Origin of the sequence: Mesorhizobium sp. WSM4311, from assembly GCF_002295115.1 — a bacterium.
Lineage (GTDB): Bacteria > Pseudomonadota > Alphaproteobacteria > Rhizobiales > Rhizobiaceae > Mesorhizobium.
The window spans coordinates 277,340-299,330 of the sequence record NZ_NSFV01000008.1; the positions used below are offsets into that span (position 1 = coordinate 277,340).

The 21,991-nt window shown below is 61.9% G+C and carries 33 protein-coding genes and 1 pseudogene; all 34 read right to left on the minus strand.

The window, feature by feature from the left end; all coding sequences use genetic code 11:
* Positions 1–40: 40 nt before the first annotated feature.
* Positions 41–415: a fluoride efflux transporter CrcB gene (gene crcB / locus CK226_RS22615; protein ID WP_095775799.1), complete on the minus strand. Its 375-nt coding sequence runs from the start codon at positions 413–415 to the stop codon at positions 41–43.
* Positions 416–462: 47 nt separating this feature from the next.
* Positions 463–2,115: a hypothetical protein gene (locus CK226_RS22620; RefSeq protein ID WP_095775800.1), complete on the minus strand. Its 1,653-nt coding sequence runs from the start codon at positions 2,113–2,115 to the stop codon at positions 463–465.
* A gap of 323 nt (positions 2,116–2,438) precedes the next feature.
* Positions 2,439–3,269: an aspartyl/asparaginyl beta-hydroxylase domain-containing protein gene (locus CK226_RS22625; protein ID WP_095775801.1), complete on the minus strand. Its 831-nt coding sequence runs from the start codon at positions 3,267–3,269 to the stop codon at positions 2,439–2,441.
* Between the two features lie 159 nt (positions 3,270–3,428).
* The gene (locus CK226_RS22630; RefSeq protein ID WP_245437817.1) at positions 3,429–4,016 is read right to left on the minus strand and encodes a DUF930 domain-containing protein; all 588 of its coding nucleotides are present in this window, start codon (positions 4,014–4,016) and stop codon (positions 3,429–3,431) included.
* A 95-nt stretch (positions 4,017–4,111) separates the two neighbouring features.
* Positions 4,112–5,419, minus strand: coding sequence for a replication-associated recombination protein A (locus CK226_RS22635; protein WP_095793113.1), 1,308 nt, complete (start codon positions 5,417–5,419; stop codon positions 4,112–4,114).
* Positions 5,420–5,460: 41 nt separating this feature from the next.
* Positions 5,461–6,954 carry a DegQ family serine endoprotease gene (locus CK226_RS22640; RefSeq protein ID WP_095793126.1) on the minus strand — a complete coding sequence of 498 codons (1,494 nt, stop codon included), beginning with the start codon at positions 6,952–6,954 and terminating at the stop codon, positions 5,461–5,463.
* A 181-nt stretch (positions 6,955–7,135) separates the two neighbouring features.
* Positions 7,136–7,567 (minus strand): 50S ribosomal protein L17, encoded by a 432-nt coding sequence (rplQ, locus tag CK226_RS22645; RefSeq protein ID WP_095775804.1) that lies wholly within the window; start codon positions 7,565–7,567, stop codon positions 7,136–7,138.
* A 104-nt stretch (positions 7,568–7,671) separates the two neighbouring features.
* Entirely contained in the window at positions 7,672–8,682 is a 1,011-nt protein-coding gene (locus tag CK226_RS22650) for a DNA-directed RNA polymerase subunit alpha (RefSeq protein ID WP_006205443.1), read from the minus strand.
* A gap of 104 nt (positions 8,683–8,786) precedes the next feature.
* Positions 8,787–9,176, minus strand: a complete 390-nt coding sequence (gene rpsK / locus CK226_RS22655) for a 30S ribosomal protein S11 (protein WP_006205444.1) — start codon at positions 9,174–9,176, stop codon at positions 8,787–8,789.
* Between the two features lie 140 nt (positions 9,177–9,316).
* The gene (gene rpsM / locus CK226_RS22660; RefSeq protein WP_006205445.1) at positions 9,317–9,685 is read right to left on the minus strand and encodes a 30S ribosomal protein S13; all 369 of its coding nucleotides are present in this window, start codon (positions 9,683–9,685) and stop codon (positions 9,317–9,319) included.
* A gap of 218 nt (positions 9,686–9,903) precedes the next feature.
* A complete protein-coding gene (locus tag CK226_RS22665) occupies positions 9,904–10,500 on the minus strand; it encodes an adenylate kinase (RefSeq protein ID WP_095775805.1) in 597 nt (198 codons plus the stop codon).
* Positions 10,497–11,837, minus strand: coding sequence for a preprotein translocase subunit SecY (gene secY / locus CK226_RS22670; protein WP_095775806.1), 1,341 nt, complete (start codon positions 11,835–11,837; stop codon positions 10,497–10,499). Before secY ends, CK226_RS22665 begins: the two co-directional genes overlap by 4 nt.
* Before the next feature lie 194 nt (positions 11,838–12,031).
* The gene (rplO, locus tag CK226_RS22675; RefSeq protein ID WP_095775807.1) at positions 12,032–12,505 is read right to left on the minus strand and encodes a 50S ribosomal protein L15; all 474 of its coding nucleotides are present in this window, start codon (positions 12,503–12,505) and stop codon (positions 12,032–12,034) included.
* A 22-nt stretch (positions 12,506–12,527) separates the two neighbouring features.
* A complete protein-coding gene (rpmD, locus tag CK226_RS22680; RefSeq protein WP_006205449.1) occupies positions 12,528–12,725 on the minus strand; it encodes a 50S ribosomal protein L30 in 198 nt (65 codons plus the stop codon).
* A 24-nt stretch (positions 12,726–12,749) separates the two neighbouring features.
* On the minus strand, positions 12,750–13,313 hold the full coding sequence (gene rpsE / locus CK226_RS22685; protein WP_032933400.1) for a 30S ribosomal protein S5: 564 nt from the start codon (positions 13,311–13,313) through the stop codon (positions 12,750–12,752).
* A gap of 76 nt (positions 13,314–13,389) precedes the next feature.
* The gene (rplR, locus tag CK226_RS22690) at positions 13,390–13,749 is read right to left on the minus strand and encodes a 50S ribosomal protein L18 (RefSeq protein ID WP_010909284.1); all 360 of its coding nucleotides are present in this window, start codon (positions 13,747–13,749) and stop codon (positions 13,390–13,392) included.
* A gap of 140 nt (positions 13,750–13,889) precedes the next feature.
* The gene (gene rplF / locus CK226_RS22695; protein ID WP_010909283.1) at positions 13,890–14,423 is read right to left on the minus strand and encodes a 50S ribosomal protein L6; all 534 of its coding nucleotides are present in this window, start codon (positions 14,421–14,423) and stop codon (positions 13,890–13,892) included.
* Between the two features lie 87 nt (positions 14,424–14,510).
* Positions 14,511–14,909 carry a 30S ribosomal protein S8 gene (rpsH, locus tag CK226_RS22700; protein ID WP_006205453.1) on the minus strand — a complete coding sequence of 133 codons (399 nt, stop codon included), beginning with the start codon at positions 14,907–14,909 and terminating at the stop codon, positions 14,511–14,513.
* A gap of 12 nt (positions 14,910–14,921) precedes the next feature.
* Positions 14,922–15,227, minus strand: coding sequence for a 30S ribosomal protein S14 (gene rpsN, locus CK226_RS22705; RefSeq protein WP_010909282.1), 306 nt, complete (start codon positions 15,225–15,227; stop codon positions 14,922–14,924).
* A gap of 27 nt (positions 15,228–15,254) precedes the next feature.
* Positions 15,255–15,833, minus strand: coding sequence for a 50S ribosomal protein L5 (gene rplE, locus CK226_RS22710; RefSeq protein ID WP_010909281.1), 579 nt, complete (start codon positions 15,831–15,833; stop codon positions 15,255–15,257).
* Positions 15,826–16,140 (minus strand): 50S ribosomal protein L24, encoded by a 315-nt coding sequence (gene rplX, locus CK226_RS22715; RefSeq protein ID WP_019857966.1) that lies wholly within the window; start codon positions 16,138–16,140, stop codon positions 15,826–15,828. The genes rplE and rplX overlap by 8 nt, the downstream gene beginning before the upstream one ends.
* A 12-nt stretch (positions 16,141–16,152) precedes the next feature.
* A complete protein-coding gene (gene rplN / locus CK226_RS22720; RefSeq protein WP_006205457.1) occupies positions 16,153–16,521 on the minus strand; it encodes a 50S ribosomal protein L14 in 369 nt (122 codons plus the stop codon).
* A gap of 84 nt (positions 16,522–16,605) precedes the next feature.
* Positions 16,606–16,845: a 30S ribosomal protein S17 gene (rpsQ, locus tag CK226_RS22725; RefSeq protein ID WP_010909280.1), complete on the minus strand. Its 240-nt coding sequence runs from the start codon at positions 16,843–16,845 to the stop codon at positions 16,606–16,608.
* An 11-nt stretch (positions 16,846–16,856) separates the two neighbouring features.
* Positions 16,857–17,057, minus strand: a complete 201-nt coding sequence (rpmC, locus tag CK226_RS22730; protein ID WP_006205459.1) for a 50S ribosomal protein L29 — start codon at positions 17,055–17,057, stop codon at positions 16,857–16,859.
* Between the two features lie 13 nt (positions 17,058–17,070).
* Positions 17,071–17,484 (minus strand): 50S ribosomal protein L16, encoded by a 414-nt coding sequence (gene rplP, locus CK226_RS22735; protein WP_010909279.1) that lies wholly within the window; start codon positions 17,482–17,484, stop codon positions 17,071–17,073.
* 27 nt (positions 17,485–17,511) lie between these two features.
* Positions 17,512–18,237, minus strand: coding sequence for a 30S ribosomal protein S3 (gene rpsC / locus CK226_RS22740; RefSeq protein ID WP_027028840.1), 726 nt, complete (start codon positions 18,235–18,237; stop codon positions 17,512–17,514).
* On the minus strand, positions 18,237–18,626 hold the full coding sequence (gene rplV / locus CK226_RS22745) for a 50S ribosomal protein L22 (protein WP_006205462.1): 390 nt from the start codon (positions 18,624–18,626) through the stop codon (positions 18,237–18,239). Before rplV ends, rpsC begins: the two co-directional genes overlap by 1 nt.
* Before the next feature lie 2 nt (positions 18,627–18,628).
* On the minus strand, positions 18,629–18,907 hold the full coding sequence (gene rpsS / locus CK226_RS22750) for a 30S ribosomal protein S19 (protein ID WP_006205463.1): 279 nt from the start codon (positions 18,905–18,907) through the stop codon (positions 18,629–18,631).
* Positions 18,908–18,923: 16 nt separating this feature from the next.
* Positions 18,924–19,757 carry a 50S ribosomal protein L2 gene (rplB, locus tag CK226_RS22755; protein ID WP_095775809.1) on the minus strand — a complete coding sequence of 278 codons (834 nt, stop codon included), beginning with the start codon at positions 19,755–19,757 and terminating at the stop codon, positions 18,924–18,926.
* Positions 19,758–19,779: 22 nt separating this feature from the next.
* Entirely contained in the window at positions 19,780–20,073 is a 294-nt protein-coding gene (locus tag CK226_RS22760) for a 50S ribosomal protein L23 (protein ID WP_010909275.1), read from the minus strand.
* Positions 20,070–20,690 carry a 50S ribosomal protein L4 gene (gene rplD, locus CK226_RS22765; RefSeq protein WP_019857964.1) on the minus strand — a complete coding sequence of 207 codons (621 nt, stop codon included), beginning with the start codon at positions 20,688–20,690 and terminating at the stop codon, positions 20,070–20,072. The genes CK226_RS22760 and rplD overlap by 4 nt, the downstream gene beginning before the upstream one ends.
* Complete coding sequence (gene rplC, locus CK226_RS22770) at positions 20,690–21,418, minus strand: 50S ribosomal protein L3 (RefSeq protein ID WP_095775810.1); 729 nt, start codon at positions 21,416–21,418, stop codon at positions 20,690–20,692. The genes rplD and rplC overlap by 1 nt, the downstream gene beginning before the upstream one ends.
* 61 nt (positions 21,419–21,479) lie before the next feature.
* On the minus strand, positions 21,480–21,788 hold the full coding sequence (gene rpsJ, locus CK226_RS22775) for a 30S ribosomal protein S10 (RefSeq protein WP_010909272.1): 309 nt from the start codon (positions 21,786–21,788) through the stop codon (positions 21,480–21,482).
* 69 nt (positions 21,789–21,857) lie between these two features.
* Positions 21,858–21,991: pseudogene (gene tuf / locus CK226_RS22780) on the minus strand (elongation factor Tu); the annotation flags it as partial.

Consider the following 21,991-nt stretch of genomic DNA (forward strand, 5'->3'; position numbering starts at 1 on the left):
CCAAAGCAGGGCTCGGCCTGCGCTTGGCGCGGCAATAGCATTAAGGCAGGCTTCTTGCGAGCCAAAGACCTAAAAACAGGGCGATGATCGCGCCAATGACACTGGCCAGCGCATATCCAAATGCCGGCAGCGTGGCTCCCCGTTCCCACAGCGTCGCGAAATCGAGCGAAAACGCGGAAAAGGTAGTGAAACCGCCAAGAATGCCGGTGGCGACGAACAGCCTGACTTCGTTCGACCCGCCACGCCGCACCAGGATGGCGATGAACAGGCCCATGGCAAAGGAGCCTACGATGTTGATGGCCATCGTGCCCCAGGGATAATTGGGGCCGACAAGACGCAGCGCGCCCATACTGGTGAGATGGCGAATGCCGGCGCCGATGCCGCCGCCGACGACCACGAGAAGCAGATTGAACATCATGGTCTACTGCCCGTGTCGAGGCGGTGGCGTCAATCCCTTCACCGTCACCATTCAGGCGCTGCCCAGTCCGGATACTTCTTCCTGAATTCAGCGTAGAGGGCGTCGACCTCGGCTTTGCTGACCGGGCGCACCTGTTCGTAGAGATAGCCGGCGACGCCGCCTGACAATTGGTACTGCGCAATGCGCCCGTACGCGGCACCGATACCCTTGCCTTCAAGAATATACTGGTTCGGGAGCGTGACGCAGATCTGCGCGCCCGGTTGCAGATGAGTAACCGGCCGGTCGGTCACGACAACGTATCTGGATTTCAATGCGTCCGGTCGGAACCGGTCACGACTGTCCACCTGGCAAATCCATCCGACATGGGCAACAAGATCCCGTTTCATGCCGAACAACAGGGCGTCGCTCATCACAGGACCCGACGCAAATACCGAAAAGCGGTCCTTCGGTTCCATCCTGTCGACGAGGTCATCGATCAGGCGGCTGTATTCGGCGAGATTGTCGAGGTGAAGGGGAAGCGTGGCTTCCCTGGCGAAGACGAAGCCAACCGGGGACAACAACTGACGGCCGGCTGGAAAAAACGTGCCCAAAAAAGCAAATCCGGCAACAGCGACCATAGCGACGGTCGGCCATCGTGATTTCAGGCCCGGCACGGAGACGATCGAAACAATTGCCTGGGCATAGGCGGGAAAGAGCCAAAGAAACATCGGCAAGGAATGATGACGTTCCGGGTCCTGCGTCCGGATGAAAGCCAGGAAGGCAAGCACCGAGGCCATGGCACAGAACACCGCAAATCTGTTGCGGCGCACAACCGAGATGTGGAGGCCCACCACAATCAACGCCCAGTTCAGATAGCTGAGCCGGGATCCGACGTCACCGAGCTGAGTGACAAAGGTCGTCTTGTATCCGCTGTAAAGGTCAGCGTAGCTGGTTTGCAGAATCTTGGCAATCAACGGCAGCTGGAAGTTCAACGCCGTCGCGGCAATAAGGAAAATCGCGCACGCGCCGCCCAGGGCCGCGTTGCGGAGGGCCGGCAAATCCCGCTCCCTTGCAATCTGCAGCAAACCCAGGAATGCCGCTGACACGGTGATCCCTATGTCCGCATAGGCGTACCAGCGGCGCAGCATGAACGCCAACCACAGGCAGGCGCCGACGGATATTCCGCTCATCACCGGTTCGCGGGTCAGGAATTTGGATTTCCAGAGAAAATAGGTTGCCGCGGTCAAGGCGAGACAGCCGGCAATGTCAGGCATTCCCCGAAGCGTCGGCGCCCAGAATGGCGTGTACAGGAAGGCCGCGATCCATACGGCGATCCAACTACGGGAGGGCGTCTCGGAGACCGCCTCCTGATAGCTTATTCTGCCTATCAAAAGAACCGCCGGAACCAGGTAGACCGCGACTATTCCGGTAACGAAGGAAAGCCTTGAACCGCCAAAAACAAGGTGAAACGGCATCAGGGGCACCAGGATCGCCACGCCGTAATCTTCCGTGGCGATGGAGGTGCCCAATTGGCTCAGCCATTCGAAAGGGCTCTCGACAAGCAGAGCGCCCTGCTGGTTGAACATGTTGAAATAGGCCGCGAAGTCCCAGTAGTAGACGGGCTCTTCGAGATTTATGTACGCGGCGCTCAGAGCGGCGCCAAGTAACACGGTGCAGATGTAAGCACCCCAGAATCCGAAGATTTTTTTCCCGATCACCTGAAGCCGCCAACAAAGGAAGAGACGGGTTTGTAGCAGTCTAATTTAAGCTATTTCTAATGCACTCGAAGTGCCGTTCCACCAATCGGGATTACCAAATTCGTATCACGAATTATTGATAACTTGATAAATATGTATACTTAAACGCATGGACATCACAAGCGTCGACGACGCACAGTAATACCGCCGAAGGGACCGCTTCTTCCAAACGGCCGTTCGATATATTATACATATGTGATATACAGAAGCCGTGCGCGCGGCAGAGATAAAATGCATCGCGCCCTGACGCTGCCAGCAGAGCCGGCAGCGTCGACGTTTTCAGGTCAGGTGGTTTCGGCGTTCTTCGGCTTGGTCGAGCCGATCATCTTCCAGTTCTTGTAGAACATCGAATTGATGCGCTCGACGCTGACCGAGACAACCGCGAGCATGCCGGCAATGAGTCTCGGGAACGGGGACGGCCTGATGATGTCCATGAACACGCAGTAGCGGCGGCCGTCATATTCGTTGACCGAACGGTGCAACAGCGTGTCGTCGAAAATGAACTGCGGATTGTCGTACCAGTAGTTCTTGACGTTGCCGCATTCGACGAAGATTTCCGCTTTCACGGGGATCAGGTTGTAGAGGATACGCAGGCTGAGCCGCAGCGGGCCGAAATGCCAGGAAGTCGATTCGCGCTTGCTGAAGACCGAAACGGCGATGGTCTTGATGTATTTGAAATCCTTGTTGAACTCGGCGACGTTGTCGATCCGGTGCTTGCCGTACCACTGGTAGACATACATGCCACGCCGGCCGGCGCCGAAATTGGCGTCGATGTCGGCGATGATCTCATCCTTGCGCGCCTTGAAGATGTCCAGGACCTCATTGACCTCGCGCTGATAATCCTCCGGAAACTGCTCCAGCTTCCACACGCCGGGATTCCGGTAGCAGAGCAGATCGACCAGCAGGTTGAACGGCGACAAGAGCCAGGTGAACAGGCCGTTGCCGAGGAAGTAGCCTGAGAACAGCGCCAGATCCTTCCTGTCGTTGCGCAGCACGTCGATCAGGCCGCAGACGATGAAGATCGTCGTCAGAATGGGGATAAAGTAGAAGCCAAGGGCGAGAAGCGGGATGGCGATGGCGAATTTGCGAAGGGATTTGCGAAGGGCTTTTGTCATTTTTCCACGCGCGGAGCGCGATCCTGTTGCGAATGAGTGTGCCAAATCTCGGCAACGACCACCGCCCGGTCGTGCGCCTTGATAAGGTTTTTTGGGTCGCCGCACAACGCCACGACATCGTGGCCCGGCAGTTGCCTGGTGGAATTTACCAGCCGTCGGTCAATGCACCGCTGGCAAGCTGAGCTCGTCCCATTTCTCCCTGGCCACGGGATCGCCGACCAGGAACTCAAAGCCGATGACGCTTTCGCCGTCCCGCGCGAGCTGGCATTTGAACTTCAGACCATACCAGTTTTTGCGACTGCGGAAAGCCGCGCCGTCCGCGGTGATCGCGGTGCCGCTGATCTTCTCCTCGGCCGTTGCATAAGGCACGACGCGTTCCGGCTCAAAGTCCGCGCGCCATCGCCGGATCTGGTCCATGGCCTCGAGATTGCACAATTGCACCATGCGTTCATCGGAAGCGAAGGTCGCGAGATCTGCGCGCGCCTGCCGGCTGCGCGGATCGGCGAGCGTCTTGGCCGACAGCATTTCGGTCGGCCGAATCATGGTCGGCGCGGTGGATGGTGTAGATCGAGGAGCGCTCGGCGTTGGCGTTGGTGCGGGCGCTTGTGCCTCGGGTGCTGAAGGCGGTGCTGGCGCCGGCGGCGGCCTTGTCGAGGCCTCGAACTGCTGGGGTGTCAGAATGTCGACCGACACCCGTTCCTCGTCCAGCCGCTTCGGCCGCTTTGGCAGCGGCATGAGCGCCAGCATCGCAGCCAGCAGGGCGTGGAGAGCAACCGAGGTTGAGATGCCCCATGGCGAGGCCTCGCTTCGAAGCGTGACGACCGCCGGGCCGCGCAATCCTATTATTCCCGTTCCTTGCGCAGCTTCGCCCAATAGTCGAGCCGCTTCCTGATGTCGCGCTCGAAACCACGCTCAGGCGGATCGTAGAAGGTCTGGCGGCCAATCTTCTCCGGAAAATAGTCCTGGCCCGAAAAGGCGTCAGGCTCATCATGATCGTAGCGATAGCCCGCGCCGTAATCCTCTTCCTTCATCAGCTTGGTCGGCGCGTTGAGGATATGCTTCGGCGGCAGCAGCGAGCCATGCTGCTTGGCTGCCTGCGTGGCCGCCTTGAAGGCGGTGTAGACGGCATTGGATTTGGGCGCGGTGGCGAGATAGACGGTGGCCTCGGCAAAGGCGAGCTCGCCTTCCGGAGAGCCCAGATAGTCGTAGGCGTCCTTGGCGGCATTGGCGACGACCAGCGCCTGCGGATCGGCTAGGCCGATGTCTTCCATCGCCATGCGCACCAGCCGGCGGCCGAGATAGAGCGGGTCCTCGCCGGCGTCGAACATGCGAGCGAGATAGTAGAGTGCCGCGTCGGGATCGGAACCGCGCACCGATTTGTGCAGCGCCGAGATCAGATTGTAGTGGCCGTCCTGGCCCTTGTCGTAGATCGGCGCACGGCGCTGGACGATGCGCCGCAGTCCCTCGGGATCGAATATCTCGCCGGGCTTGGCGGCGCGCCAGACTTCCTCGGCGAGGGTCAGCGATGCGCGGCCGTCGCCGTCGCTCATGCGGATCAGCATGGCGCGGGCCTCGTCGTCGAGCGGCAGCGCCCTGCCCTCCGTCTCCTCCGCCCGCACCATCAGCTTGGCTATGCTCTCCTCGCCGAGCGAATGGAAAACCATGACGCGCGCGCGCGACAACAGCGCCGCGTTGAGCTCGAAGGACGGGTTTTCGGTCGTGGCGCCGACCAGGACGACCGTCCCATCCTCCATGACAGGAAGAAAGGAATCCTGCTGGGCGCGGTTGAAGCGATGGATCTCGTCGACGAAAAGCAGGGTCTGGCGGCCGTTGGCGCGGCGCAGCTTGGCCGTCTCGAACACTTTCTTCAGGTCGGCGACGCCGGAAAACACCGCCGAAATCTGCTCGAACGCAAGGCTGGTCTCGCCGGCGAGCAGCCTTGCCACCGTGGTCTTGCCGGTCCCCGGCGGCCCCCAGAAGATCATCGAGCCGAGTGAGCCCGAGCCGATCAGCCGGGTCAGTGCGCCGTCGGGGCCGGTCAGATGCTCCTGGCCGACGACCTCACCAAGATTTCTCGGCCGCAGCCTGTCGGCCAGCGGCCGCCCGGGCGGCGCCTTTTCCGGTTCATCGACACTGAACAGATCGGCCATGTACTTCTTTTGGTTTGGAGCGCGATCCCTTCAGATCGAACTCAGTAACGCAACACCTGGCGCAGTATCTGCCCGCCGCGTTCGACGGTAAAGCGCCACCAGCGCGTATCCTGCTGGGCTACCTGCGCCAGCGTCGCGGCGGTATCGATGGTGGTGCCGTTGACCTCGCGCACGATGTCGCCCGGCATGAAGCCGAAATCGGCGGCCGGCGAATCGCGGTTGATATCGATCACCGTCACGCCCTTGAGATCGGTGCGCAGGCCAAGCTTCTGGGCAAGGCGCGGCGACAGTTCCGCAACCTTGGCGCCCGAGAACGGGCTGCGGCCATGCAACGTCACTTCCGAGGCTTTCGCACCTTCCGGCGCGCGCTCCAGAGCGATGTCCATGGCTGCTTGCTGGCCCTTGGTCAGGATCGCGAAATTCGCCTTGGTACCGATCGACAGCGTCGCCATGCGATAGTCCAGCGCCTCGATGGTCTCGACCGGCTTGCCGTTGATCTGCAGCACGACATCGCCCGCTTTCAGCCCGGCCTTTCCGGCAGGACCGGCGGCATCGACCGAAGACACCAACGCACCGGTTGGCTTTTCCATGCCGAGCGATTCGGCGATCTGCGGCGTTACCGCCTCGAACTCGGCGCCGATATAGGGGCGTTCGAAGAAATCGAGGCCGGCCTTGGCGGCATCGGCGAAAGCCCGAACCATGTTGGCGGGAATGGCAAAGCCGATGCCGATCGAGCCGCCGCTGCGGCTGTAGATGGCGGTGTTGATGCCGACCAGCTGGCCGCCCATGTTGATCAGCGCGCCGCCGGAATTGCCGGGATTGATCGCCGCGTCGGTCTGGATGAAATAGCCCGAATCCGAGACGCCGATATGGCTGCGGGCAAGCGCCGAGACGATGCCGCTGGTGGTGGTCTGGCCGACGCCGAAGGGGTTGCCGATGGCCAGCACTAGGTCGCCGACCTCAAGCGCGTCGGAATCACCAATGGCGATGACGGGGAACGGCTTGTCGGATTCGATCTTGAGCACTGCAAGATCGAGCGTCTCGTCCTTGAGCATCACCTTGCTGGTGAATTCGCGCCCGTCGGCGGTCGCCACCTTGACCTCGTCGGCATCCTTGATGACATGGAAATTGGTGACGATGACACCGCTCGGATCGACAAGCACGCCCGAGCCGAGCGAGGACTGCGCGCGCGGCTGGGCACGGCCGAAAAACTCCTCGAAGAACGGATCGCCTTCAAAAGGCGATGTGACCTTGGCCGTCTGCGAGGCATAGACATTGACCACGGCCGGCGCCGTCTGCTTGACCAGGGGCGCGAACGAAAGCTGCACCTCCTCGCGGCCGAACGGCACGCGCTTGTCAGGCCCCGAGGTGGCGTTCTCGCCTTCGACGCCATGCAACAGATCGGTCAACACATCGGATAGACCGGGATCGGCGGGCTTTGCGGCGTCTTCTGCCAGCGCCTGCCGGACTGCCGGTGCGGCTGCGAACACCATGAAGGCGCAGAGCAGAACAAGGGACAGTCTTTTGGCGCGCATTCGCGAATCCTCCAAGGCAAGTTCGGGCGCATTGTCCCGACGATTGTGCAAAATGAAAGGCTAAGCCGCTGAAATCCGATTATTTTCGCGCCGGCAGATCGTTTAGGTCACGCCTCGGCGCGCGCAGAACATGAAAAAGGGGCCCGCAGGCCCCTTCAATTCATTCCGGAAAGACGTGGCGTTATGCGGCCGCGGCTTCCGTGTCGGTGCCTTCGGCTTCGAGGCGAGCGCGGTCGGCGGCGCCCTTGGCATCCGTGTCGCGATCGACGAACTCGATGACGGCCATCGCGGCGTTGTCGCCGTGACGGAAGCCTGCCTTCATGATGCGCAGATAGCCACCGTTGCGGTTGGCGTAGCGCGGGGCAATGGTGTCGAACAGGCGCTTGACGACGCCTTCATTGCCGATCTGCGCGATCACCTGGCGGCGGGCGTGCAGGTCGCCGCGCTTGCCGAGCGTCACCAGCTTCTCGACGATCGGACGCAGGTCCTTCGCCTTCGGCAGGGTGGTGACGATCTGCTCGTGCTCGAGCAGCGACACGGCGAGGTTGGCGAACATCGACTTGCGATGGCTAATGCTTCGGGCGAAGCGACGGCCTTTGAAACCGTGGCGCATGGCTCAATTCCTTCTTCAGTTGTTCAAGAGGCCACGGCCTCTGATGGTTTTCCGCATGACCGTCGGATCGAGCGGCCCACGCCGCCGATCCTTGGAATTCATGCTCAATATTGATCTTCGTAACGCTTGGCGAGGTCTTCGATGTTTTCCGGCGGCCAGTCCGGCACTTCCATGCCGAGGTGCAGGCCCATCGCCGCGAGCACTTCCTTGATCTCGTTCAGCGACTTGCGGCCGAAGTTCGGGGTGCGCAGCATCTCGGCTTCGGTCTTCTGGATGAGATCGCCGATGTAGACGATGTTGTCGTTCTTCAGGCAGTTGGCCGAGCGCACCGAAAGCTCGAGTTCGTCGACCTTCTTGAGCAGCGCCGGGTTGAAGGCGAGCTCGGTGACGGCTTCGGCGGCGACTTCCTTCTGCGGCTCGTCGAAGTTGACGAACAGGCCAAGCTGGTCCTGCAGGATGCGAGCGGCGAAAGCCACCGCGTCCTCGCCCGAGATCGAACCGTCGGTCTCGATGGTCATGGTCAGCTTGTCATAGTCGAGAACCTGGCCCTCGCGGGTGTTCTCGACCTTGTAGGAGACCTTCTTGACCGGCGAATAGAGGCTGTCGACCGGGATCAGGCCGATCGGCGCGTCCTCGGCGCGGTTGCGCTCCGCCGGCACGTAGCCCTTGCCGGTGTCGACGGTGAATTCCATGCGGATTTCAGCGCCTTCGTCCAGCGTGCAGATGACGTGATCGGGGTTGAGGATCTCGACATCGCCAACCGTCTGGATGTCGCCGGCGAGAACCGCACCCGGTCCCTGCTTGCGCACGACCATGCGCTTGGGGCCATCGCCTTCCATGCGGATGGCGATTTCCTTGATATTCAAGACGATGTCGGTCACGTCCTCGCGCACGCCGGCGATGGACGAGAATTCATGCAGAACGCCGTCGATCTGCACGGCGGTCACGGCCGCACCGCGCAGCGAAGACAGAAGCACGCGGCGCAGCGCGTTGCCGAGGGTGAGACCAAAGCCACGCTCGAGCGGCTCGGCGACCAGCGTGGTCAGCGTCTTCTTCTTCGACGAGAACTCGATCTTGTTCGGCTTGATCAGTTCCTGCCAATTTTTCTGGATCATGATGCTTTCCTTCCGTTGACCCGCCACCATCCAATCGTGGCGGGCGACCTGGAATACCGCGGAGGAACGCCCCTGTGAGCGTTCGCGCGGCGTTCGGTAATTTCTTAGACGCGGCGCTTCTTGCGCGGGCGGCAGCCATTGTGCGGGATCGGCGTCACATCACGGATCGAGGTGATGGTGAAGCCCGCCGCCTGCAGGGCGCGCAGCGCCGATTCACGACCGGAGCCTGGTCCGCAGACCTCGACTTCGAGCATGCGCATGCCATGTTCCTGGGCCTTCTTGGCGACGTCCTCGGCAGCCATCTGGGCGGCAAACGGGGTCGACTTGCGCGAACCCTTGAAGCCCTGGGCACCAGCCGACGACCAGGCAATCGAATTGCCCTGCGCGTCGGTGATGGTGATCATCGTGTTGTTGAAGGTCGAATTGACGTGGGCAACGCCCGACGAGATATTCTTGCGTTCGCGACGGCGAACACGAGCGGCTTCCTTGGCCATGGTATTCCTTTCAGTTGATCTCTACACCGCCGTAATGCCAGCGGCTCCACCTGGAAAGCGAGTAGTGAATTGGTGAGTAGTGACGAGGCGCAGGCGTTGACGCTGCTTCTCACTACTCACCACCGACTACTCGCTTCAAATTACTTCTTCTTGCCGGCGATCGACTTGGCCGGACCCTTGCGGGTGCGTGCATTGGTGTGCGTACGCTGGCCGCGGACCGGCAGCGAGCGACGGTGACGCAGGCCGCGGTAGCAGCCGAGGTCCATGAGACGCTTGATGTTCATCGACACTTCGCGGCGCAGGTCGCCTTCGACCTGATAGTCACGGTCGATGGTCTCGCGGATCTGCAAGACTTCCGCGTCGGTCAGCTGGTTGACGCGACGCTCGGCCGGGATGCCGACCTTGTCGACGATCTCCTGGGCGAACTTCTTGCCAATTCCGTGAATGTACTGAAGCGCGATGACGACGCGCTTGTTGGTCGGAATGTTGACGCCGGCTATACGAGCCATGTTCTTTCCTTCTCCATGTGGGCCGACCAACCTTTCAAACAAGGCAGGCCTGGCGCTGTCAAAGTTGCCCCGCGTCCGGTGGAGGCCGGCCCTTGCGGGAGTTTCCAGTTCAAAGCGACTGCCTTGCCCTTGCGGACAAGCAAAGTTCGCACCTGATAGGAAGACGGGCCGCCATACCGCAGCGGGCCGCCCCCGTCAAGCCTAATCTTTAGATTCCCTTACAGCGCCTCGGCGGCCGCCATGAGCAGGGCCTCGATCTCGGCGGTCACCGCGTCGATGCTGGCCATGCCGTCGACCGTCTTGAGCTTGCCTTTGGCATAATAATAGCCGGTCAGCGGAGCGGTCTTCTTGTAGTACTCCCGCAGGCGTTCCTCGAACACCGCGGGATTGTCATCCTTGCGCACCGGTTGCCCGGCGGCCTTGGCGTCCTCGGCGCGCTTGACGATGCGGCCGACCAGGGCCCTGTCGTCGACGACCAGTTCGATGACCGTGTCGAGACCGATGCCACGCTGCGAAAGCATCGATTCAACCGCATCGGCCTGCACCAGTGTGCGCGGGTAGCCGTCGAGGATGAATCCCTTGGCGCAGTCGGCCTGGTCGATCCGCTCGGCGACGATGGCGTTGACGATGGCGTCGGACACCAGTTCACCGGCATCCATCACCGCCTTGGCACGCTTGCCGACTTCCGAACCGGCCTGGACGGCGGCACGCAGCATGTCTCCCGTCGAGAGCTGGGGTATGCCGTGTTTGTCTACCAGTCTTTGTGCTTGTGTCCCCTTGCCCGCCCCTGGCGGCCCAAGCAAAATCAACCTCATCTGGCTTTCTTCCCCCCGCGCAGCTTCGACTTCTTGATCAGGCCTTCATACTGGTGCGCGATCAGGTGGCCCTGAATCTGCGCAACCGTATCGAGCGTGACACTGACCACGATCAGAAGCGATGTGCCACCAAGGTAGAATGGTACGCCAGTCGCCGAGATCAGGAACTCCGGCAGCAGGCACACCAGCACCAGATAGATGGCGCCGACGACGGTGATGCGGGTGAGAACGTAATCGATGTAATCGGCGGTGCGCTCGCCCGGACGATAGCCCGGGATGAAGCCCGAATGCTTCTTGAGCTGATCGGCGGTGTCCTTCGGGTTGAAGACAATCGCTGTGTAGAAGAAGGCGAAGAACACGATCATCGCCGCGTAGAACGCCATGTAGAGCGGCTGGCCATGGCCGAGCGAGGCCAGGATGGTGCTCGCCCAGGCGGGCATGTTTGTGGTCTGCGAGAAGCCGGCGACTGTGGCCGGCAGCAGGAGCAGCGACGAAGCGAAGATCGGCGGGATGACGCCCGACGTGTTGAGCTTCAGCGGCAGATGCGAGGTGTCGCCCTGGAACATGCGGTTGCCGACCTGGCGCTTCGGATACTGGATCAGCAGGCGGCGCTGCGCGCGCTCGAAGAACACGATGAGCGCAATGACGACGATGGCCAGGACGATGATCGCCAGGATGAGGCCGGTCGACAGGGCGCCGGTGCGGCCAAGCTCCAGCGTGCCGGAAATGGCGCGCGGCAGGCCGGCGACAATCCCGGAGAATATGATCAGCGAAATGCCGTTGCCGATGCCGCGGGCGGTGATCTGCTCACCGAGCCACATCAGGAACATGGTGCCACCGACCAGCGTGACGACGGTCGAGATGCGGAAGAACATGCCGGGATCATTGACGATGCCGTTCCCGTTCTCAAGCCCCACCGAAATGCCATAGGCCTGCACGAGTGCCAAAAGCACGGTGCCGTAGCGCGTGTACTGGTTGATGACCTTGCGGCCCTGTTCGCCTTCCTTCTTCAGCGCTTCCAGCGACGGGATGACCGAGGTCATCAGCTGCATGATGATGGAGGCGGAGATGTAAGGCATGATGCCAAGCGCGAAGATCGCCATGCGCTGCACGGCGCCGCCGGCGAACATGTTGAACATGCCAAGCACGCCCTTGCTCTGCGAGGAGAAGGCCTGGGCGAAGGCGTCGGGGTTGATTCCGGGAAGCGGAATGTAGGTGCCGAGGCGGTAGACGAGCAACGCGCCAATGGTGAACCAGATGCGTTTCTTCAGGTCCTCTGCCTTGGCGAAGGCCGAGAAATTCAGATTCGAGGCTAGTTGTTCAGCAGCCGAAGCCATGCCTGATTCTCCGCTTGGTAACGCTTGATGGCCCGTGAGGTCAGGCGGTGCGTTTCACCGAAGCTCACGAGATAAGCTCCGGGCTCTAAACATGCAAGCGGCCGCGTTGACGCGGCCGCTTAATTGAGCAGATCAAAGCGCAATCGTGAGCAAAAACGGGATCCCACTCTTGCCGATCGCGCTTCAAATTGCCGTTACTCGGCAGCTGCCTTTTCCGGCAACTTGACCGAGCCGCCGGCCTTTTCGATCTTCTCGATCGCCGCCTTGGACGCGCCGGCGACGTCGAAGGCAAGCTTGGCCTTCAGTTCACCATCGGACAATACGCGCACGCCATCCTTGACGCGGCGGATGACGCCGGCGGCGACAAGCGCCTCTGCCGTCACGGTTGCCTTGGCGTCGAGCTTCTTGGCGTCGACGGCTTCCTGGATACGGGCCAGCGACACGACGACGAAGCTCTTGGCGAAGATGTTGTTGAAGCCACGCTTCGGCAGGCGCCGGTAGAGCGGCATCTGGCCACCCTCGAAGCCGTTGACGGCGACGCCGGAGCGCGCCTTCTGACCCTTGACGCCGCGACCGGCGGTCTTGCCTGAGCCGGAACCGATGCCGCGGCCGAGACGCTTCTTGGAATGCGTCGCGCCGTCCTTGTCACGCAGATCGTTGAGTTTCATCTGAGTTCTCCTGCGCTTTGGCTCAGCCCTCGTCCACGACGCGGACGAGATGCTGAACGGCGGCGATCATGCCGCGCACGGAAGGCGTATCTTCCAGCGTGCGCTGCTTGTGCATCTTGTTGAGGCCGAGGCCGACCAGCGTCGCGCGCTGCTCCTTCGGACGGCGGATCGGCGAACCGATCTGCTCAACGGTGATGGTCTTGGTTGCTTTCTTGGCCATGGTCAAAATCCCTGGTCAGATCGACTATTCTTCAGCCGCAACGGCGGTGCCGCGGCGGGCCTGAAGGGTCGAATACTTGATGCCGCGAGCGGCAGCCACATCCTTGGGATGCATCTGGCTCTTCAGCGCGTCGAACGTGGCGCGAACCATGTTGTAGGGGTTCGACGAACCCATCGACTTGGCGACCACGTCATGCATGCCGAGCGTCTCGAAAACGGCGCGCATCGGGCCGCCGGCGATGATGCCGGTACCCTGCTTGGCGGCGCGCAGCAGAACGCGTCCGGCGCCCCAGCGTCCCTCGACGTCGTGATGCAACGTACGGCCCGAGCGCAGCGGCACGAAGATCATGTCGCGCTTGGCCGATTCGGTTGCCTTGCGGATGGCTTCCGGCACTTCGCGTGCCTTGCCGTGACCAAAGCCGACGCGGCCTTTCTGGTCGCCGACAACGACGAGTGCGGCGAAGCCGAAGCGACGGCCACCCTTGACGACCTTGGCGACGCGATTGATGTGGACCAGCTTGTCCACCATGCCGTCGTCGCGCTCTTCGCGCTCGCGGCCGCGGCCGCCTTCCCTACGTTCCTGTGCCATATCCTGTTCCTTGTTCTTTTCCGGAAGCACGGGTTGCTGATTGCCGGCGCCGCTTTGGGTCGCCGACGGTGAAAGATTAGAAGCTCAGGCCGCCTTCGCGGGCAGCTTCAGCCAGCGCCTTGACGCGGCCGTGATAGATGTACGGGCCACGGTCGAAGACGACTTCCTTGACGCCGGCCTTGGTGGCGCGCTCGGCGATCAGCTTGCCGATCGCGGCGGCGGCTGCGGTGTCGGCGCCGGTCTTGAGCGAACCCTTGAGGTCCTTCTCGAGCGTCGAAGCGGCGGCGATGGTGTGGCCCTTGGCGTCGTCGATCACCTGGACGTAGATGTTCTTCGAGGTGCGGTGAACCGACAGACGCGGACGCTCGCCGGCGACCTTCCTGATCTGCCGGCGAACGCGCTGCGCACGGCGCTGCGTGGATTCCTTGGTACCCATGATGGTCTTCCTTGCCTTCAAAAAACGGGGGCCGCCCTGTGCGGTAGGCGAAAGCGCCTCCCGCGGCCGCTCCCCGCGGCGTTACACTTCCTTGGCTTGGTCCTTTCCGAAAAGCCTGCGACTTTTCAGGACCAGGTCCACTACTTCTTCTTGCCTTCCTTGCGGACGATCTTCTCGCCAGCATAGCGAACGCCCTTGCCCTTGTAGGGCTCCGGACCGCGATATTCGCGGATCTCGGCGGCGACCTGGCCAACCTGCTGCTTGTCGATGCCGGTCACGGTGATTTCCGTCGGCTTCGGCACAGCGATGGTGACACCGGCCGGCGTCTCATAGACGACGTCATGGCTGAAGCCAAGAGCCAGCTGCAGGTTCTTGCCCTGCATGGCGGCGCGATAGCCGACGCCGGTGATCTCGAGCTTCTTCTCGAAGCCGTCCTTGACGCCATGCAGGATGTTGACGATCTGCGTGCGCGACATGCCCCACTTGGAGCGGGCGGTCTTGGTCTGGTCGCGCGGCTGGACAGCGATCTCGCTGCCTTCCATCTTGACCAGGACTTCGTCGTTCACCACGAACTTCAGCTCGCCCTTGGGGCCCTTCGCCGTCACGGTCTGGCCGTTGACGGTCGCGGTCACGCCCTGCGGCAGCGAAACGGGTTTCTTTCCAATACGAGACATTTTGTTGTCCTCGTCACTTCTCTTGTTTCAGGTCTCTGTCTTCGGAACGATCCGAAGACCGGATTCCAATTTGCGGTCGCTGCCAGATCAGAAGATCTGGCAGAGGATCTCGCCGCCGACGTTCTGTTCGCGGGCTTCGTGATCGGCCATCACGCCCTTCGGCGTCGAAAGGATGGCGATGCCGAGGCCGTTGGCGACGTGCGGGATCGACTTGGCCGAGACGTAAACGCGGCGGCCCGGCTTCGAGACGCGGGCGATTTCGCGCACGACCGGCGCGCCGTCGAAATACTTCAGCTCGATTTCGATCTCGGACTTGCCGTTATCGAAGTCGGTCTGGCTGTAGTCGCGTATATAGCCTTCAGCCTTCAGCACGTCGAGGACGCGGGTGCGCAGACGCGAGGCCGGCGTCGAGACGCTCGACTTCTTGCGGCCGTAGGCGTTGCGGATGCGGGTCAGCATATCGCCGAGAGGATCGCTCAATGACATGTTATGTCCTCCTTACCAGCTCGACTTGACCAGGCCCGGGATCTGGCCGTTGTTGCCGAGATCACGAAGCGCGATGCGCGATACTTTGAGCTTGCGATAGTAGGCACGCGGACGGCCGGTGACTTCGCAGCGGTTGCGGATGCGGATCTTGGCCGAGTTGCGCGGCAGGGCAGCAAGCTTGAGCTGAGCGCGGAAGCGCTCCTCCATCGGCTTGGACTGATCCATGATGATCGCCTTCAGGGCGGCGCGCTTGGGACCGTACTGGTCGGCAAGCTTGCGGCGCCTGTTGTTCTTCTCGACTGAGCTGGTCTTTGCCATTTCAGATTTTTCCTTTTCTCGCTGCCGTTACTGGCGGAAGGGGAAGTTGAAAGCCTTGAGCAATGCCCTGGCTTCGTCGTCCGTCTTCGCAGTCGTACAAACGATGACGTCCATGCCCCAGATCTGATCAACCTTGTCGTAGTTGATCTCCGGGAACACGATGTGCTCCTTGATGCCCATGGCGTAATTGCCACGGCCATCGAAGCTCTTGGGGTTCAGTCCGCGGAAGTCGCGGACGCGCGGCAGCGCGATGTTCACGAGGCGGTCGAGGAACTCGTACATGCGTTCCTTGCGCAGCGTGACCTTGGCGCCGATCGGCATGTTCTCGCGGACCTTGAAGCCGGCGATCGAATTGCGGGCGCGGGTGACGACGGCCTTCTGGCCGGCGATCAGCGCCAGGTCTTCGGCCGCGACCGAGGGCTTCTTCGAATCGGCGGTCGCTTCGCCGACACCCATGTTCAGGACGATCTTGTCGAGGCGCGGAACCTGCATGTCGTTGTCGTAGCCGAACTGCTCCTGCAGCGCCTTGCGGATGGTCTCGTTGTAGACCTGCTTCAGACGCGGCGTGTTGGTGGCAGTCGCCTGCTTGCTTTGAGCCTTAGCCATTGATGACTTCTCCCGAGCGCTTGGCGACGCGCACCTTCTTGCCGTCCTTCTGGAAGATGAAACCGACGCGGGTCGGCTTGCCATCCTTGGGGTCGGCCAGCGCGATGTTCGACAGCTGGATCGGCGCTTCCTTGGTGATGATCCCGCCCTCTTGGGACTGGGTCTGCTTCTGGTGACGACGGATCATGTTGACGCCGCGCACCAGCGCGGTGTCATCCTTCGGCTGAACCGAGAGGACTTCGCCCGAACGGCCCTTGTCCTTGCCGGCCAGCACGACGACCTTGTCGCCTTTTCTAATCTTTTGCATTGGTCCGGCTCCTTACAGCACTTCAGGCGCGAGCGAGATGATCTTCATGTGGTTCTTGGCGCGGAGTTCGCGCGGAACCGGTCCGAAGATACGCGTGCCGATCGGCTCTTTCTTGTTGTCGACGAGAACGGCCGCGTTCTTGTCGAAACGGATCACGCTGCCGTCCGGGCGGCGGATGTCCTTGGCCGTGCGTACCACGACCGCCTTCATCACATCGCCCTTCTTAACGCGGCCGCGCGGAATGGCTTCCTTGATGGACACCACGATGATGTCGCCCACGGAAGCGTATTTCCGCTTCGAGCCGCCCAGCACCTTGATGCACATGACACGACGCGCGCCGGAATTATCCGCCACGTCGAGGTTTGTTTGCATCTGAATCATGACTGGCCGCCTTCTTCTTTTCTAACGGGACGGGCTCGAAGCCCCTCCCCGGTCTGTCCAAAATTCGTTGTTTACGCCCAGAGGTCAGGCTTGGTCCGAAGACACGACGATCCAGCGCTTGTCCTTGGAAATCGGCTTCGATTCCTGGATGAACACCTGATCGCCAACCTTGTGGGCGTTGTTCTCGTCGTGCGCCTTGTACTTCTTGGTCATGCGCACGGTCTTCTTCATCACGGGATGCGTGAAGCGCCGTTCGACCTTGACGACAACCGTCTTCTCGTTCTTGTCGCTGACGACGGTGCCCTGCAGAATGCGCTTTGGCATGGTTTTCGTCCTTAAGCCTTCTTGGCCGCGGACTTTTCCGCAGCGATGGTCTTGATACGCGCAATGTCCTTACGAACCTGCCTCACGCGCGCGGTCTTCTCGAGCTGGCCGGTGGCCTTCTGGAAGCGCAGGTTGAACTGCTCCTTCTTCAGGCTGGCCAAGTCGTCGGTCAGCTGGTCCTGGGTCTTGGTCCGGATGTCTTCGGCTTTCATGATCAGCCCGTCCTTATTCTGCGATGCGCTGTACGAAGCGCGTCCTGACCGAGAGCTTGGCCGCGCCGAGACGCAGCGCCTCACGGGCGGTTTCTTCACTGACGCCGTCGATCTCGAACATGATGCGGCCCGGCTTGACGCGCGCCGCCCAGTAGTCGACGGCACCCTTGCCCTTGCCCATGCGGACTTCGGTCGGCTTCGACGTGACCGGCAGATCCGGGAAAATACGGATCCAGACACGGCCAGCACGCTTCATTTCACGAGTGATCGCGCGGCGGGCCGCCTCGATCTCACGCGCGGTGACGCGGTTCGGCTCAAGCGCCTTCAGCCCGAAACCACCGAAATCCAGGTTGGTGCCGCCCTTTGCGGTACCATGGATACGGCCCTTGAACTGCTTGCGGAACTTTGTGCGCTTTGGCTGCAGCATCGTTCTAACTCCAAATTCCTAAATGTCTCAGGCGTTTTCGCGACGACGACCGCGTTCGCGATCACCACCACCGCCATGCGCAGCATCACCCTCGGTCGCGCGACGTTCCGAAGCCATCGGGTCGTGCTCGAGGATCTCGCCCTTGAATACCCAGACCTTGACGCCGCAGATGCCGTACGCCGTATGCGCTTCGGCCGTGCCGTAGTCGACATCGGCGCGCAGCGTGTGCAGCGGCACGCGACCTTCGCGGTACCACTCCATGCGGGCGATTTCGGCGCCGCCGAGACGGCCCGAGCAGTTGATGCGGATGCCTTCGGCACCGAGGCGCATCGCCGACTGCACGGCGCGCTTCATGGCGCGGCGGAACGCGATGCGGCGCTCGAGCTGCTGGGCGATCGACTGGGCGACCAGGGTCGCGTCGATTTCCGGCTTGCGCACTTCGACGATGTTGAGGTGCGTCTCGGACTTCGTCATCTCCATCAGCTTCTTGCGAAGCTTCTCGATGTCGGCGCCCTTCTTGCCGATGATCAGACCCGGGCGCGCGGCATGGATGGTGACGCGGCACTTCTTGTGCGGGCGCTCGATCACGACCTTGGAGATCGCGGCCTGCTTGAGTTCCTTCTCAAGATACTTGCGGATCTTGATGTCCTCATGCAGCAGCTTGCCGTACTCGCCGGTGTTCGCGAACCAGCGCGAATCCCAGGTGCGGTTGATGCCGAGGCGAAGACCGATCGGATTGACTTTCTGGCCCATTATGCGGCCTCCCCTTTTTCTTCGACTTCACGAACGACGATCGTGAGGTGCGAGAACGGCTTCTCGATGCGGCTGGCGCGACCACGGCCACGAGCGTGGAACCGCTTCATGACGATCGACTTGCCGACATAGGCTTCCGCCACGATCAGCGCATCGACGTCGAGGTCGTGGTTGTTTTCCGCGTTGGCAATCGCCGATTCCAGCGTCTTCTTGACCGTGCCGGAAATCCGCTTGGCCGAGAATTCGAGATCGGAAAGCGCTGTCGCGACCTTCTTGCCGCGGATCAGCGCGGCAACGAGGTTCAGCTTCTGCGGGCTGATACGGATCGTGCGCAACACGGCGCGCGCTTCGTTGTCAGCAAGCCTGCGCGGAGCTTTGGCCTTGCCCATGATTATTTCCTCTTCGCCTTCTTATCCGCGCCGTGACCGTAATAGGTCCGCGTCGGAGCGAATTCACCGAACTTATGACCGACCATGTCCTCGTTCACCGAGACGGGAACATGCTTCTGGCCGTTGTAGACACCGAAGGTGAAGCCGACGAACTGCGGCAGGATGGTGGAGCGACGGCTCCACATCTTGATCACCTCATTGCGACCACCTTCACGAACCTTGTCCACCTTCTTGAGAAGGTAGCCGTCGATGAAGGGGCCTTTCCAAATAGAACGAGTCACTTGGCGTTACCTCTTCTTAGCTCTTGCGCTGATGGCGCGAGCGCAGGATGAACTTGTCGGTCGCCTTGTTGGACCGCGTCTTCTTGCCCTTGGTCGGCTTTCCCCACGGGCTGACCGGATGACGGCCACCGGAGGTGCGGCCTTCACCACCGCCGTGCGGATGGTCGACCGGGTTCATGGTCACGCCGCGATTGTGCGGACGCTTGCCGCGCCAAACCGTGCGGCCGGCCTTGCCGTCGTTGATGTTGCCGTGGTCGGGGTTCGACACGGCACCGACGGTGGCCATGCAGGAGCCGTGAACGACACGCTGCTCGCCCGAGTTGAGGCGCAGGATCGCCATACCCTGGTCGCGACCGACGAGCTGGGCGTAACCGCCGGCCGAACGGGCGACCTGGGCGCCCTTGCCCGGCTTCAGCTCGATGTTGTGGACGATCGTGCCGACCGGCATCGAGGCCAGCGGCATCGCATTGCCCGGCTTCACGTCGACCGCTTCGCCAGCCACGATCTTGTCGCCGGCGGCAAGGCGCTGCGGGGCGATGATGTAGGATAGCTCACCATCGTCGTACTTGATCAGCGCGATGAAGGCGGTGCGGTTCGGATCGTATTCAATGCGCTCGACCGTGCCGACGACGTCGAACTTGCGGCGCTTGAAGTCGATGATGCGGTACGAACGCTTGTGACCACCGCCGATGAAGCGGGCGGTGATGCGGCCGTAATTGTTGCGGCCGCCCGACTTGGTCAGGCCCTCGGTCAGACCCTTGACGGGCTTGCCCTTGTAGAGGCCCGAGCGGTCGACGATGACCAGCTGGCGGGTGCTCGGCGTTACCGGGTTGAATTTTTTCAGTGCCATTGTTCTGTCCTCGCGGCCTTGCTCAGAGACCCGTCGCGACGTCGATCGACTGGCCGTCGGCCAGCGTCACAATCGCCTTCTTGACGTCGCTCTGGCGGCCGATCGTGCCGCGGAAGCGCTTGATCTTGCCCTTGCGGACAAGCGTGTTCACGGCCATCACCTTGACGCCGAACAGCGCTTCGACGGCGGCCTTGATTTCCGGCTTCGACGCCTTCTTGGCGACGTTGAAGACGACCTGGTTCTGCTCGGAAGCCATGGTCGACTTTTCGGTGATCGCCGGGCTGACGATCACGTCGTAGTGACGAAGGTCGGTCATTTAAAGCGCTCCTCGAGAGCCTCGACGGCGGCCTTGGAAAGGACCAGCGTGCCGCGGCGCAGAATGTCGTAGACGTTGATGCCCTGGATGGGCAGCACGTCGATGTTGGGAATGTTGGTCGCGGCCAGCTTGAAGTTCTTGTCAAGCTCGGCGCCACCGATCACCAGGGCGTTGCTCAGGCCCAGCGTCGCGAAATTCGCGATCAGCGCCTTGGTCTTGGCCTCGGTCAACTTCAGCTCGTCGATGACGATGATCGACGCGCTCTTGGCCTTGGCCGAGAGAGCGTGCTTCAAGCCCAGGGCGCGCACCTTCTTCGGCAGATCGTGCTCGTGGCTGCGAACGACCGGGCCGTGGGCCTTGCCGCCGCCGCGGAACTGCGGAGCGCGTGCCGAATGGTGACGGGCGCGGCCCGTACCCTTCTGCTTGTACATCTTGGCGCCGGTGCGCGCGATTTCGGCGCGGCCCTTGGCCTTGTGCGTGCCCTGCTGCTTCTTGGCAAGCTGCCAGCGCACGACGCGCTGCAGGATGTCCTCGCGCGGATCAAGGCCGAAAATCTCCTCGGAGAGTTTCACCTTGCCGGCGTCCTTGCCGCCAAGCGTTGTGATCTTGAGATCCATTATTCCGCTCCCTCTGTGGCCGGAGCCTCGTTCTTAGCAGCACTTCCTGCTGCAACTGGGCGGATCGCGGCGGGCTTCGGCGCATTGGCCGGCAGTGCCACCTTGGCCGCATCGCGGACCAGGATCCAGGCGCCCTTCGACCCGGGAACCGCTCCGCGGATCAGGATCAGGCCGCGGTCGGCATCGGTCGAGACGATCTCGACATTCTGCGTCGTCACGCGGGTGTCGCCCATGTGGCCGGCCATCTTCTTGCCCTTGAACACCTTGCCGGGGTCCTGGCGCTGGCCGGTCGAACCGTGCGTACGGTGCGAGACCGAGTTACCGTGCGTTGCGCGACCACCACCCATGTGGTGACGCTTGATGACGCCCTGGAAACCCTTGCCGATCGTCGTGCCCGTCACATCGACCTTCTGGCCGGCGACGAAGTGCTCGACGGTGATCTCGGCGCCGACATCGATCATGTTGTCGGCCGAGACGCGGAACTCGGCAACCTTCGCCTTCGGCTCGACGGAAGCGGTCGCGAAATGGCCGCGCATCGCCTTCGACGTGTTCTTCACCTTGGCGAGGCCAACGCCGAGCTGAACGGCGGTGTAGCCATTCTTCTCCTGCGTGCGCTGCGCCACGACCTGGCAGTTCTCCATCTGGAGAACGGTGACGGGAACATGTTCCCCGGCATCGTTATAGATGCGGGTCATTCCCACCTTCTTTGCAATCACACCTGAACGCATCGGTTCAATTCCTTTAGAGTTCCGGGCCAGGGGCACCGCCCCTTACCGCGCTCTCATTCCCTTAGAGCTTGATCTCGACGTCGACGCCGGCGGCCAGATCGAGCTTCATCAAAGCATCGACGGTCTGCGGGGTCGGATCGACGATGTCGAGCAGACGCTTGTGCGTGCGCATCTCGAACTGCTCGCGGCTCTTCTTGTCGACGTGGGGCGACCGGTTCACCGTGAACTTTTCGATCCGCGTCGGCAGCGGAATGGGGCCGCGGACGTTTGCGCCGGTGCGCTTGGCCGTCGACACGATTTCCTTCGTCGAGGCGTCGAGCACGCGGTGATCAAACGCCTTCAGGCGGATGCGGATATTCTGTCCGTTCATGCGTCACTTCCTTGTTCTGGCGCGGCGCGGGCAACTTCCGCGCCCGCGACAGATCGGTTTAAGTCCAAATTACTCTTTGATGGTGACGACGATGCCGGCACCGACGGTGCGGCCGCCTTCACGGATGGCGAAGCGCAGCTTCTCTTCCATGGCGATCGGCACGATCAGCTCGACATCGACCGTGATGTTGTCGCCAGGCATCA